12 protein-coding genes are annotated in these 12,403 nt (G+C 42.0%); 5 read left to right on the plus strand and 7 right to left on the minus strand.

From position 1 onward, the window contains the following. Positions 1-5: 5 nt before the first annotated feature. The 4 genes from K2F45_RS15600 to K2F45_RS15615 form a co-directional block, all read right to left on the minus strand. Positions 6-986 (minus strand): IS3 family transposase, encoded by a 981-nt coding sequence (locus tag K2F45_RS15600; protein ID WP_157698357.1) that lies wholly within the window; start codon positions 984-986, stop codon positions 6-8. Further along, positions 983-1,360, minus strand: a complete 378-nt coding sequence (locus K2F45_RS15605; RefSeq protein ID WP_075993755.1) for a hypothetical protein — start codon at positions 1,358-1,360, stop codon at positions 983-985. Before K2F45_RS15605 ends, K2F45_RS15600 begins: the two co-directional genes overlap by 4 nt. 45 nt (positions 1,361-1,405) lie before the next feature. Then, on the minus strand, positions 1,406-1,795 hold the full coding sequence (locus K2F45_RS15610) for a hypothetical protein (RefSeq protein ID WP_248931806.1): 390 nt from the start codon (positions 1,793-1,795) through the stop codon (positions 1,406-1,408). A gap of 100 nt (positions 1,796-1,895) precedes the next feature. After that, entirely contained in the window at positions 1,896-2,939 is a 1,044-nt protein-coding gene (locus K2F45_RS15615; protein ID WP_248931807.1) for a hypothetical protein, read from the minus strand. A 178-nt stretch (positions 2,940-3,117) separates the two neighbouring features. On the opposite strand from K2F45_RS15615, the gene K2F45_RS15620 reads away from it, so the two are divergent. The 5 genes from K2F45_RS15620 to K2F45_RS15640 all read left to right on the plus strand — a co-directional run bounded on the left by K2F45_RS15620 (position 3,118) and on the right by K2F45_RS15640 (position 6,338). Beyond that, positions 3,118-3,501 carry a hypothetical protein gene (locus K2F45_RS15620; RefSeq protein ID WP_248931808.1) on the plus strand — a complete coding sequence of 128 codons (384 nt, stop codon included), beginning with the start codon at positions 3,118-3,120 and terminating at the stop codon, positions 3,499-3,501. Between the two features lie 84 nt (positions 3,502-3,585). Beyond that, positions 3,586-4,593, plus strand: coding sequence for a helix-turn-helix domain-containing protein (locus K2F45_RS15625; protein WP_248931809.1), 1,008 nt, complete (start codon positions 3,586-3,588; stop codon positions 4,591-4,593). Positions 4,594-4,628: 35 nt separating this feature from the next. Continuing rightward, the gene (locus K2F45_RS15630; RefSeq protein WP_248931810.1) at positions 4,629-5,309 is read left to right on the plus strand and encodes a hypothetical protein; all 681 of its coding nucleotides are present in this window, start codon (positions 4,629-4,631) and stop codon (positions 5,307-5,309) included. A 236-nt stretch (positions 5,310-5,545) separates the two neighbouring features. Next, a complete protein-coding gene (locus K2F45_RS15635; RefSeq protein ID WP_248931811.1) occupies positions 5,546-5,764 on the plus strand; it encodes a hypothetical protein in 219 nt (72 codons plus the stop codon). A 178-nt stretch (positions 5,765-5,942) separates the two neighbouring features. Then, the gene (locus tag K2F45_RS15640; protein WP_112376318.1) at positions 5,943-6,338 is read left to right on the plus strand and encodes a hypothetical protein; all 396 of its coding nucleotides are present in this window, start codon (positions 5,943-5,945) and stop codon (positions 6,336-6,338) included. Between the two features lie 65 nt (positions 6,339-6,403). On the opposite strand, the gene K2F45_RS15645 is transcribed toward K2F45_RS15640, so the two are convergent. Genes K2F45_RS15645 through K2F45_RS15655 form a run of 3 tightly spaced genes read right to left on the minus strand, consistent with a single transcriptional unit; the run spans position 6,404 to position 12,395 of the window. Next, complete coding sequence (locus tag K2F45_RS15645) at positions 6,404-7,759, minus strand: RagB/SusD family nutrient uptake outer membrane protein (protein ID WP_248931812.1); 1,356 nt, start codon at positions 7,757-7,759, stop codon at positions 6,404-6,406. 16 nt (positions 7,760-7,775) lie between these two features. Further along, on the minus strand, positions 7,776-10,982 hold the full coding sequence (locus K2F45_RS15650) for a SusC/RagA family TonB-linked outer membrane protein (protein WP_248931813.1): 3,207 nt from the start codon (positions 10,980-10,982) through the stop codon (positions 7,776-7,778). Between the two features lie 3 nt (positions 10,983-10,985). Beyond that, positions 10,986-12,395: a TlpA family protein disulfide reductase gene (locus K2F45_RS15655; protein ID WP_248931814.1), complete on the minus strand. Its 1,410-nt coding sequence runs from the start codon at positions 12,393-12,395 to the stop codon at positions 10,986-10,988. Positions 12,396-12,403: the final 8 nt, after the last annotated feature.

A 12,403-nucleotide genomic window follows, 5' to 3' on the forward strand; every position in this document is an offset into this window, starting at 1 on the left:
TTTTTCTACTGGATTTGGTTGTCATTGTCCGTTTTCTGACTGTTATCGGTTGTCCTTTCCCTAACCACAGTTTCCCTAGTTTTGCTGCGGAACTTTTTTGACTCAGCGTTACGTCTTTGAAACATTTTGGGAACTTTTTGGTTCTGCAATTGCTGATGTGCCTGCTGGGGAGACATCATATTGCAGGACATATGTGGCCTAAAATGATTGTATATATTGACTGCCTTGACCAGCTGTGCAAGTGCCGTTTTGTAGTCTGGAAAGGTCTCAGCCATGCGATATTCGCTTTTTAGGATGCCATTTAGCCTTTCTGCCACGGCATTGTCGTACGGGCTTCCGGATTGTGTCATGCTTATTGTAATCCTATTTTCCTGCAATATAGTGACATAATTTGTACTGCAATACTGGATGCCGCGATCGGAGTGGTGGGTCAGATCGCTCTGTGGATACATTCTATGTGATATTGCCATCCTGAGCGCTGATATACAGGCCTGTGCTGTTGGCCTGTGCGTAAGTTTGTAGCCCACGATCTTTCGGGAATAGGCATCTGTGACCAGGCACAGGTAGATCCATTTGTCCCGGATGCGGATGTAGGTGATGTCACTTACCCATATCTGCTCGGGACGCAGGGCCTGCCTGCGCTGCACAAGGTCGGGCCACTTTTTGAAACGGTGGTCGGACTGGGTGGTGATGGCATACCTGCGTTTGCATTTGACCAAAAGGTCATTTTCGCGCAACAGTCTGAAGAAAGCGTCCCTTCCCAGTCCAACCATCGCACTACCCATTTCTTTGACCAATATGCTGCGGAGTTTAAGGGTACCCATGCGATGGGAGTCCTTCCGAATTTCACGTACCCGCGCCAGCACAAGCCCGCTGCGAACGGAGTATTCCTGTTCTCTGCCCATATATTTATAGTAGGATTGCCTTGTTCTGCCAAATAGTCCACAAAGTCTGGAGACCGAAACATTCTGGTAACACGACTTCATTTCTTGGACGATTTGGCCCCAGACTTTTTTACAAAATCAGCCCCATGGAGCTCCTCCGCTTTTTTGATCAACATCTCCAGGGCAGTAATTTTGAGGTTCGCCTGGAAGAGTTCATCCCTGAGATCCTGCTCATTTTTCACCCCAGTGTCTTCTGGCTCAACAGTCTGGGAAACTTCCAGCTCCAGATTGTTTTCCCACTGCTGGTACCATTTCATAAAATACCGCGGAGTGGCTTCCCCCGGAAGATTGTACTTCTGGGCAAGTTGCGAATAACTCAGCTTGCCCGCAAGGTATTCTCTGGAAACGAGGATCTTGAAGCTATCACTGTAAACTTGCTGTCCCCCTGATTTACGTTTTGTCATACGCTTTTTCATAATATTAAATTTAAGATTTTAATATTCGGTTTTTGTAAACCTTTTTCAGGAATGGACAATTTGCCGCGGCCATTTTTTATATTCGGTCACATACAGCTGCACCACATCTTTTTTGAGAAAGAGATCCGCATTACCCTCTTTATAGGTGGCTTTGAGCAGGCCTTTGGCGATACGGCGCTCGATGGTACGCACACTTTTGCTCAAAAAATAGGCGACTTCGTGGATGGTCATCGTGCCTGTCAGCTTGTGGAGCTCGGTATACTGCTGTTCCTGCAGCAGGTCGAGGATACGGTCCAGCTTGGCCGCTAAGGGCGTATATCCGATGCCTGATTTTAATTGAAAAGAATAGTGGATTTTAAGGTGAATAGCTGTCGCATTGGACACAAAACGGGGGGTGATCTCCTGTTGATCAGGAGATCCTTTTACAAAAAACATAAACGGTTAAGGTTAGCTCGACTAACCGCCGAAATCCAGCTCAGCAGCAGACCTGTTGTCTACTGCGCTCGGTCTATCTAAGTTTATAAAATGGGATTTTTTAATAGAGCGGCATAAGGTGATCCCATCCCTTATGCTCCAGGTTATTGACGTTATCCAAAAATTTTGTAAGCCTTTTACTCTTTCGTATCCATTGCGATACAGCCAAGAGATTTTGAATCTCCAGTTCGGTCATTTTATCACGCAGGTTAGCAAATACTTCCTTACGGAATTCGAGCTGCGTTGCGTTTGGAAGTACCGGATAACGAATGAGCATCATATTGACGCGGCAGGTGCTGCTGATGCGGAAATACCATTTATCCAATCCAATTACTTCCAGTTCCTGCATAAAGTGCTCCGCTCTACGTCTCGTACCGTCCATCAAAATAACTTCTTTCTCCCCTTTCGTCGAAAAGTAAAACGGTACATCAAACATGCGAATGGACGTCTTTTTTGTAAAGTCATGTTCAAATTTGGCGTGGTTATAAAGGATGTCATACAGCGACCCCACAGGGATCTTTTCATCTAATACACTGGGGTTCACTATAGGAATTTCTTTTTCTACGACCTTTTCCAAGGTGATTATTTTTTCGGGCAGCTGCCGCTTGAACACAACAATCGCATTTTGAGGCGTAAACCACCAGAGCTCGCCCTGTTTAAAAACATAACCGATATAACACATGCAGCATATCGCGATAAAGGGCATATAATGCTTAAGATAGCTCTTAAATAAAACATCCGGATCATAATCGCGGCGCACATAAGCAATGCAATAGACAATACAGAGATAGGCAAGCTGCAGTACGACTGCCGTCAACAGGATAGCCAATACTTTCTCCCAATTGGGTAGCTCCCTGATGTGCACACGTCCCTCCTTGAACAATTCCAATTCAGGATATTTTTTTTGCCATTTTATCCAGGATATTTTTAAGGAGAAGCGGGCCAATATCGTGGCAATAATAATTGCCACAGCAAAAGGTACTGTAAATACCCAGTATGTACCGGTTCCAAAACGTTCGAATTTAATTCCGTTATTACTGATCAAATTAAATAGCATGGAAAAGCATACGCTGCCCAAGCATAGCTTCAAGAATTTCTTTCTCATGTTCCGTCAAGCGTAAATATTTAAGTTTAATGTCTGAACATCCAAAATACTAAAAATTTAAAGTTTTAAGAAATATTGAAAGTACTCAAAGAAGATTAACCTACTAAATGTGGTAGGTTATTTCCAAATACTGGCTTTAATAACCTGTAAAGTAAATATTTGCTAAAATTTCAATTGCATGAAAGAAAATTTAGACAATGCAGGTGTGGCACGTAAAGTAGCCACACTTCTCGCTCTGCCCGTAGCTGAGCGCACCATTGAGCTGCAGCTTATGGCAGTGAATTTTGCCGGTTGGATGGAGCAAAATTTTAATTTACTGGAGCATCAATCGCAACAGCTCGATCGTATGCCGATTGATGTCCGGGAACAGCTCGGCAAGTCCATTTCCAATTACCTGATGCGCGGATTTGCCGTGCAGTTTCAGAAGGACGAAAAGGAAAAAGAAGATCCGGATTACAAAGAACTGTCGACCCTAGGGCTTGAGCTATGGGAGGAGCCAGAGCCCGAACAAGCCTGGAGTCCACTCTTCTTTCGGATACACTATCGGTATCCGCAGGCCTAATTAAGCCCAACGTTATCCAAAAACCATTTCCCCCGATCATACCGAAATCCTGATCGGGGGGATTTTATTGACCTATACACCATTATGAAAACAGCACTACAGATCGATATCGCAAAGGTATTTGACCAGCCGATCAGTCCGAGAACTGATATGCTCAAGCCAAGAATAAGCATGTCCAATGCGGACTATCAACATTACGAAAACCAACATGGGCAAGCCTGCCTGCAGCAATTTGATGGCATGCTCGGCTACATCAATATATTGGATCTGCATCTACCTGCCGATATTGTCATTCCTATACAAGTCACACGTTCAGACCTGCATATCTTTTATCTCTTCACAGAAGATCGTGCTATTCAGATCAGGGATGTCCAGAAGCGGATCAGTTACAGCATCTCTTGCAATCGTGGCCGCTACTTCTACTTAACCAGAAGTGATTATGAAATCCATGTTCCTTCCGGAAGTTATACCCTTGTTAACTTTTATTTCCGCGGCAGCATTTTCCGCGATGGCAATGAGCGTCCCTTCCAGTTTCTTCACCCCTTAATCCATGCCTATCGAAAACACGATCCGAATTCGTGGTGCAGCATCGATTTCCGTGCCGGCACCAGGACCATTTCATTGCTAAAAACCATTGCGTCAAAAATCAAGAAAGGCGACCTCGACAGTGAGGTCAATATCCTCTGGGGTATCAAGAAACTGATCCAGCTATCGAAGGAAAAGATCTTTGAAGAATATGACAAGATTTCGGAATCCCAAATCAAATCCAAAGAAGCCCATGCTGCCATTAAGCAGGCAGTAGCCGAGCTTGGCCAGGATTTTAAACTGGACGACATTGCCTGGCAGCTCGGGATCAGTATGGACTATCTGCATCAGCTTATCCAACTTTATTACGGACAGAGTCCTCAAGAGCTGAAGGTAGAATTTATGCTGGATCTCGCCAAGAAATATATTGTAGACGGTATGCCTACCGATGCAATCGCCTATGAACTGGGCTATGCCTCACCGAGCAGTTTTGCACGCTTTTTTAAAAAGAAAACGGGCATGACGGCTACGGAGTTTTTTAAGCGGTATAACCAAGACTATTTATAAAATTTATTGTTAAATTAACCTAGTGACCTAAAAACATGAAAGAAATCATTCAAAAAAGCGTAAAATTTTTCAGCGTGATCGGACAATTTTTTGTAGCTGAGCCAGCTGACAAAAGCACGCTAATTGCGAGAAAAGTCTGTGGAAAATATAGAGCCTGGAAATATGGCCCGTTACGTATTTGTATCGAGATGGCCGCCTCATATTTCCCTGAAAATTATCAGCTTGATGAAGAGGTACTCAGGAAAGCAAATGCTGCTGGCAACATTTATTCTCCAAAGGCTATGCTTTATTATCTTTTGTCCCATGCGAGAAAGGTAGCGGCACCACGGCAGCCATTACCCATTAAAAAGAGCTATAGCTATGTGGCCTGGCAGATGATCAATCTATCAAAAGTGGATATCGTGACAACCCTCACCAAACACCCTCGTTTAATAGAAATTCGTGAGGAAACGCTGGAACTGTCTGCAGCGAAAGCCGAGATACTGATCTTGAGCAGCGGTGGTGATTATCTTGAAGTAAATCATCTTCTTTCGAAGGTTGACCTGACACATAAATATGTAATTATCTGTTCTGTTTTTGAAGAAGCCTTTATACGCGATCATATTCTTTATCGAGTAGATCGGAAAATTACACCAAATTTTAAAAGCGAAAACGAATATCTGGCATTCATTGACGAGATTATCCAAGAAGCCACCACAATACCTTTGAAAATTTAACCGTAGCATTCCCCCCCGAGGGGATTTTTTATTGCTATACGCTTTCATTATTCCAAACCTGTACATACACGACTCCAGATTCGGCCAAGCCCAGTGCTCCTTTAAGGCCGAACTTTGGTATAAGTTAACGACGAAAACGTTAACCGGATAAAACGAAGAAATAATAAAAGTCAAGTGGGCAGGCCATGATAAGGAGGCGCCGCTGCCAATAGAAAAATGGATCAGGTAAAACAAAGTTGTATGAACAGAAAGCACCATATATTGAACAGGATGACAGCCCTTTTCCGCTGGATCGGAAAGCTATACTCGTCCCTGAGGACGCAGGTGCATCTGCTGTCTATGCCCAAGGCATTGGTCTGCAGACTGGTCAAAGACAAGCTTCAGCTGGACACTTTGCCGCATCAGATAGCCTTCGCCCAGAAGAGAGTTGTTCAGCGAAGGTCGCACAACCGTAAAGGGGCACTGTTCACGGAAATCCCGGATGGCCCTTAGGGGGCATCTGGGAACAGGCAGGCTGCGTATCGGGATGCAAAGCCGGCCAGCGAGGTCTGCTAAAAGACACCCAACAACATAAAAATTAATCAAAGTTTTTTGAGGCAACCTTTTTTTGACCGTATAAAAAAGACCACAACCATGATTTCAAAAAAAATCATTAAAAATAATAAAAGATGGTTCAGTGCGTCTGCGCTAGCCACTATGGTCGGAATTGCGACCCTAACATTTGCTTTTAAGCCAGATGTTAAAGACAGTTCAAACCACAATGCCAATAAAGTATTTGCTACTAAGTGGTATCAATACAATGGTAGTGGGTCAAGAACTGCCGAAAGCAACTATACCCTGTTAAGCACACAGCCTGCAAATGAAACCGAAGCGGCAAATTTATGTCCGAATGTAGGTGAGATCTGTGTAATTAATGCGCCGGAAGGTAGTGGAATGCACCCTGCTTCGTTTTCAACTGCATTTAAAAACGAAATCAATAATGCGCAAGCCAGCGGTGTGGAAACGACTAATGTTAAATTAAGAGATTAGTTGTAAATTGAGATTAGTTGTAAATAAAGGAACTGGAGGCCGATATATGGGCCTCCAGTTCTCTTTTAACGCTCATTTTGTGGAAGTCCGGTAATTTCAATTATTTTTAACGGAATCAAGCTGATATACCGATTATCATCCTGTTTTAATTCAAACAGTTCGTTATCCAGTTTTCTGACCGGATAGATACGGTACCGATCTTCTTTATTCAGTCTCCTTATATCCGACCAACGTACACCTCTAAAAACCAGCTCCTTTCTTCTTTCCGACAAAACAATATCCAATGCCTGTTGGGAAGTACTAGCCTGTATTGCCTGATATTTGCCTTTCAAAAATCGTTTTTCAAGCATAAGATTCAGATATTGCACTGCAGCCGGTATATTGTTCAATCTTGCATAACATTCGGCCAAAATCAGGTATTGTTCATCCGTAGCAAGACCATTAAAATAAGCACCTCCATAACTCCCGTCATAGCTCGCTTTTACTGTAAAAGAACCGTCCGTGTTAGCTTTAAAAAAGATGTCTTTACGGAGATCGTTTTCCGCATAACTCCTATACAAGACAGTATCTATTCTGCACCTTGATGTGTACAGCAACGACGATTCACTAAAAGAACGGCTTGCAAAGATCACTTCCTCATTAAATTTTGGGATGGGTACTGCTGCCGTTGGACTTAATGCATTATAGTCCATCAGCTTACTATAAATTCGCAGGCAGGAATCGGCATACAACGCGGCATTTTTATAATCCCCCATATTTAAATATATGCGGCCGAGCAGTCCGAAAGCAGCAGCTTTGCTTGGTCTGTTTTTCGTTTCTGAATTCTCAGGCAGGAGCCGAGCAGCAGTACGCAGGTCGTTAATCATTTGGGAATAGCATTCGCTAACGGTCGCCCTCACCGAAGGTATAGCAGGATCAGGATTCAGACGCAGTGGAATGCAGGGGGCCGATAAAGTATTTTCCGCATATTGCGGTGCAAATATCTGTGCCAATTCATAAAACATAAACGTCCTAAAAAACAACGCAGATCCCCGAACTGCATCAAATTGGTTCATATCATCAGGCTCGTTCTTAGCTACTGCATCAATTTCATCCAATACAACATTGGCATAAAAAATCGCACTGTAAGCATTTACCCAATCGCTAAAAAGCTCGCCTTTGTCATTCCAAATATAATTATTGCGGGTATTTATGTTGGAAATCGCTTTGAAACCCGTAGCGGTTAAATAATACGTGTCGGCATATTCTTCTCCTGCTCTTGGAGAAGACATATTCATCTTTGTATAGTTATCCAACAATGCCCACAAATCTGCTATCGTAGCTGGTATAGCTAATTTTTTATCAGGTTTTGCATCAAGATATTTCTTGCATCCCAAAAACATGCTACATACTATAACGATGAAATAGAATCTAGTTTTCATAATTTAATCTTTTAATTTAGAGACTTGTCTTCAGTCCAAAAGCAATGCTTAAAGGTGCTTTTAAACCACCGACAAAATTGGGGTCAACTCCTTTCTTATTGGCTTTCCATAAGATGATGTTTAGGTTGTTCAGATAAGCATAAATCTGGATCTGTTTAAATAGACCACTTTTGTTGATGCTATAATTTATCTGTATATCATTTAGCCGGATATGATCGCCCCGTTCAACCGTAGCTTCTGAAAGTGCATAAAAGTTGTCACGGTCATTATCTAATGGATAGGTAAACGAAGGTACATTTGTCAATTTTTCATCGCCTGGCTTTTGCCAGCGCTGCGCAAAATCGCTATGCCCCTTCCCATAACTTGCCAATAAAGAATAGTCAATGGAGTTGCGCCTGAAATAATAATCAAAATTGTAGCTGATGTTGAGCGAAAATGATAGATTTTTCCAGGATATATCATTGCGTATTGCCCCGAAATATAAAGGTAAGGGCGAGCCATGAAATACCGCATCCGATAATAGTGAACTATAGACGAGATTATAGTAGTCTTGACTAAGCTCGCCGTTATAAAAGCCCTGGGGATTACCATTATTGCCATCCAAGCCTGCCCATTTATAACTCACCACCATATAGGGCATTTTTCCTTCAATTGAAATTAAATCGCCACTGTTGACATAACTATTTGCATATACTGACGGTTTTGTCAGGAAACGCGTAAGTTTATTCTTTACGTAGCTGAACAATACATTGGAGCTCCATTTTACGGCACCAGTTGTATTCACAGAGCTTAGGTTTATATCCAACCCTCGTCCTTCCATATTGGCACTATTGGTCACCATACTGCTAAATCCTGTAGAAGCGTCCATCGTCTTATTTCCCAGCATATCCCTTACATTTTTATTGAAATATTCGATAGTTCCAGAAAGCCTGTTACCCTTTAACCCAAAATCAAGCCCCATATTGAACATACCAACTTTTTCCCATCTCAAATTTGGATTGGGCGGATTGGTAATGGTTGCATAAGGAAGTTTTACCTGACTTGCAGTAGCGGGCTGATAGTTCATAATTACCAGGGCAGATTGGTTCGCTGGCAGATTACCACTAAAACCATAAGTAAGTCTTAGTTTTAGATTTGACAATCCATCAATCTTGTAAAAAGGTTCATCTGCAATATTCCACAAGACTCCTGCAGACCATAGTGGCACTCCTTTTCTATTTGTTTCTACTCCAAATAAATTTGAAGCATCTTTCCGTGCACTTCCTGTTACCGTATATCGCTTTTTATAGGTATATGAAACATTACTATACAACGAAATAAAACGGTTCAACAAGGAACCAAAATTCTGATTCCCATCTATCCTATTCGACCCAAATAAATTATTGTAACTCGGAAATTCCGTCACATAATCTACGGGAACAAAAGTGAGCAGATTATCATCGTAGCCATAAGTTCGCGTTGTTTTACTTTGAGTTTTGATCTCCCTCGCTTCAACCCCAGCAATTGCGACAACTTGGTGATCATTTTTCCAGCTCTTGTTGAAATTCAGTTGAGAACGGATTGAGTTTTCGGTCAACTGACTCACATTTTCATCAAGGATACCTCCGTAAGGAATATTTCGGATCATTTTACCGGACGATATATCTGTAAATCTATTGATCAGGTCACGTGCGAAATAGGTTTTCGAACTATGGTAATTCCTACCATTTACATCATACGTACCATATTGATAACGGACATCCAGTTTTAAGGCGGATGAAAAACTATATGTACCATTCGCTCCGATCCGCAGGTCTTTACCCCTATTTCTATTGTCGGCTAATTCCAATTCTTCTAACGGCCTATAAGACCAGTCCAAAAAACCCGTCGTTTGCAGGCTATCGATATAAGATTGGCGCAGATTCCGTTCAATAGGCAAGGGATTACCCGCTTCATCAGCAAATCTTGTATACGGGTAAAGCTGTCTATTTCCGATCGAATAGGCTCCAAAATAACCACCAGGGCTGTTGGATTGGGTTGAATTTTGAGTAAATAATATATTCGTGCTAATTTCAAGATTTTTAATAGGTTTCAGACTTTGATTAAAACGAAATGTGAACCTCTCACTGCTGTTGCCTTTTAACTCGCTGGCCGTCTTATCATAGCCGGCACTCAACACATACTTTATTTTTTCATTTCCGCCATTTAGGTTCAGCGCATACTGTTGGTTAATAGCTGACCTGTAGAGGTATTTTTCAAAATCGTTACGAATATCAATCTTTCCCAATGCTTTAATCTGCTGATCAATAGCAGATATGCCCACCAAGTCACTTTCCGGAGTATTTTTCTGCTTTTCCAGCAGTTCAATCAGCTGTCCCACTGGAGGGTGATAATCTAAGTCATTCAGTTCATTATCATAAAAGCCATTTTTGAACAAAAACTTTTGCGCTTCAATATAATCCGGGGTGGACATTATTGGAATGTTAAAAAGATTAGGCTTTTGTGCAATCGTGAGGTTTGTATTCAGATCCAAATGAACAGACTGATTGTACCTGCCTTTTTTCGAGGTGAGCACAATAACCCCATTTCCTGCCCTAGCACCCCAAATGGATGCCGCTGCTGCATCCTTCAAAACTGATACCGACGCTATATCATTAGGATTGATATTGTTGATATCCCCCTCATACGGGAAATTATCTAATATAATCAGCGGATCATCGGAAGCATAAAGCGTACTGACTCCCCTTATTTGAAGTTTCACCTGGTCGGCATTTCTTTTGTCGACTAGTAAACTTCCCGTCACTCCCTCCAGCCTCGAAAGCACATCGGGCCCTACCCTTCGGTTAAACAAAGCACTATCGATATGTTCAAATGAGCCCGTAGCCCTTTCTTTTGGAATATTCTGATACCCCGTGTTGATGACACTGACTTCTTCCAGCGCCATTATCTCTTTACCCATAGGAATTAAGAGCATTTCCTTTTGGGAAAGATCCACCTGTATTTCCTTCTTTTTATATCCCGTATAAGTAATCGTCAAAACCACTGTTGGTTTATCGGTTTTTAAACTGAATAGTCCACCCTCATCAGTGACAAGGACATTTGCTTCTCCACCAACTTTTATAGTACAATGGGATAATGGCCTATGCGTATCTGTATCAAAAACTTTCCCCAGCAGCGTAGTTTGAGCGATCAACCCTTTCATTCCGGCTAAGGCAACGAATATTACTATCAGTATGTTTTTCATGGCTTATCGGATTTTATGAATGGTAAATGTTTCTATCTCCCGATCTTCCAGCATACAAGCATATCCCTCGGCTTCAAGCGATGTACGCAAACTTATGAGATCTTTACACTGCATAATCGACGAAGAAACTAGCTTCGTAGGATCATTCGTTTCATCCACAATCAGTGGAACTGAAGAAATCGTATTATTGAAGGTCCAAATTAGGTCAGATAATTTGATACCGACCTTATTGCTATTTCTAGCGGTTTTTGTAGAACGGATGACAAGGCATTGCATATTGGTCCTATTTAAATATCCCGCTATGCCAAAATAGCGTTTAAGGTCTTGCGCCAGCATATCGTTAAAATCTGCAGAGCTTGTATGTTCGGGCATCACCGCCTCGTAACAATAGGTATTTTCCCTATTCCAGTCCTCACTATAAACAGCTTCAGGCCGTACGTACATACTTTTTTTAGCGGTCGGATATACATATTGCTTTGCAGATAGTTCGGGTATGGATTTTCCCCATGCAATCACACAAAGATTTACCAGCCCTACATTGATAAAGTATTTGCGGACTGATTTGGCTATGCTGTCCCTAGATGTACCCACAGTTGGGTTCACACCATTCAGATGCCCTGAAAACATCGTGTAATAGATTTTCGATGGTACGGGAGCCCCGTTTTCTGTAGATGTGAGCAGCGGCATGTCCTTATTAAATTGGAGCATGTCATTTTTCATTGTCCAGTTTAGCACTTTGCCTTCCAATACCATACTAATGTTTGCAGCATTGGCATATTCAGACCATGTGGTTGCCCTAAGTATTCCCTTTTTATCAATCCACACCAAGTGTGAAAGTAATTGATGCGGGAAAACGGTGGAAAGCAATGTGTCACCGGTGACAAGTGAGAAGTTCAGCTTCTTACCAATTTCATTACGCTTTATAAAGGTATTTACAATCTGTTCCTTTTGAAAGGTAATGGGAACTATCGCTATTTGGTCGCTGAAAGCGGCCTGTAGCTTTTGCAATTTTGGAAGGGCTGCTACACAAGGGCTACACCAAGTCGCCCAGAAGTCCAAGATAATGAGCCTTCCTCTGTAGTCATTTAAAGAAATGACTTTCTTACCATCGGAGTGGTTTACAACCTGCAAAGGCGTACTCCAAAGTGATTCGGGTATAGTATCACCGATCTGCAAAGGAGTTGGCCCATTGGCCCCGCTGTCCTTGCGGGGCGTCTGAGCCGATAAACTAAACATATGAAATACAGCAATGCAAGTAAAAAGCATTGTTGTATTCTTCAATGCCTTTAAAAAACAAGTTAAATAGGATTGAAAAACTAGTATGAATAAGATTACAAGTAGTGTAATCTGTATAACTGGAATATTGACTACCTTATCCAATAAGGCAGTGCATAGATTAGATCTTTTTATCATCTGCTTAT

The organism is Sphingobacterium siyangense, from assembly GCF_023277505.1.
In the GTDB taxonomy this organism is placed as follows: Bacteria; Bacteroidota; Bacteroidia; order Sphingobacteriales; family Sphingobacteriaceae; genus Sphingobacterium; species Sphingobacterium siyangense.

Bases quoted from the DNA above. Each gene is read 5' to 3' on its own strand.
- K2F45_RS15655 (WP_248931814.1), bottom strand. From the start codon at position 12,395: ATGATAAAAAGATCTAATCTATGCACTGCCTTATTGGATAAGGTAGTC.
- K2F45_RS15650 (WP_248931813.1), bottom strand. From the start codon at position 10,982: ATGAAAAACATACTGATAGTAATATTCGTTGCCTTAGCCGGAATGAAA.
- K2F45_RS15625 (WP_248931809.1), top strand. From the start codon at position 3,586: ATGAAAACAGCACTACAGATCGATATCGCAAAGGTATTTGACCAGCCG.
- K2F45_RS15615 (WP_248931807.1), bottom strand. From the start codon at position 2,939: ATGAGAAAGAAATTCTTGAAGCTATGCTTGGGCAGCGTATGCTTTTCC.
- K2F45_RS15645 (WP_248931812.1), bottom strand. From the start codon at position 7,759: ATGAAAACTAGATTCTATTTCATCGTTATAGTATGTAGCATGTTTTTG.
- K2F45_RS15630 (WP_248931810.1), top strand. From the start codon at position 4,629: ATGAAAGAAATCATTCAAAAAAGCGTAAAATTTTTCAGCGTGATCGGA.
- K2F45_RS15600 (WP_157698357.1), bottom strand. From the start codon at position 986: ATGAAGTCGTGTTACCAGAATGTTTCGGTCTCCAGACTTTGTGGACTA.
- K2F45_RS15640 (WP_112376318.1), top strand. From the start codon at position 5,943: ATGATTTCAAAAAAAATCATTAAAAATAATAAAAGATGGTTCAGTGCG.
- K2F45_RS15620 (WP_248931808.1), top strand. From the start codon at position 3,118: ATGAAAGAAAATTTAGACAATGCAGGTGTGGCACGTAAAGTAGCCACA.
- K2F45_RS15610 (WP_248931806.1), bottom strand. From the start codon at position 1,795: ATGTTTTTTGTAAAAGGATCTCCTGATCAACAGGAGATCACCCCCCGT.
- K2F45_RS15605 (WP_075993755.1), bottom strand. From the start codon at position 1,360: ATGAAAAAGCGTATGACAAAACGTAAATCAGGGGGACAGCAAGTTTAC.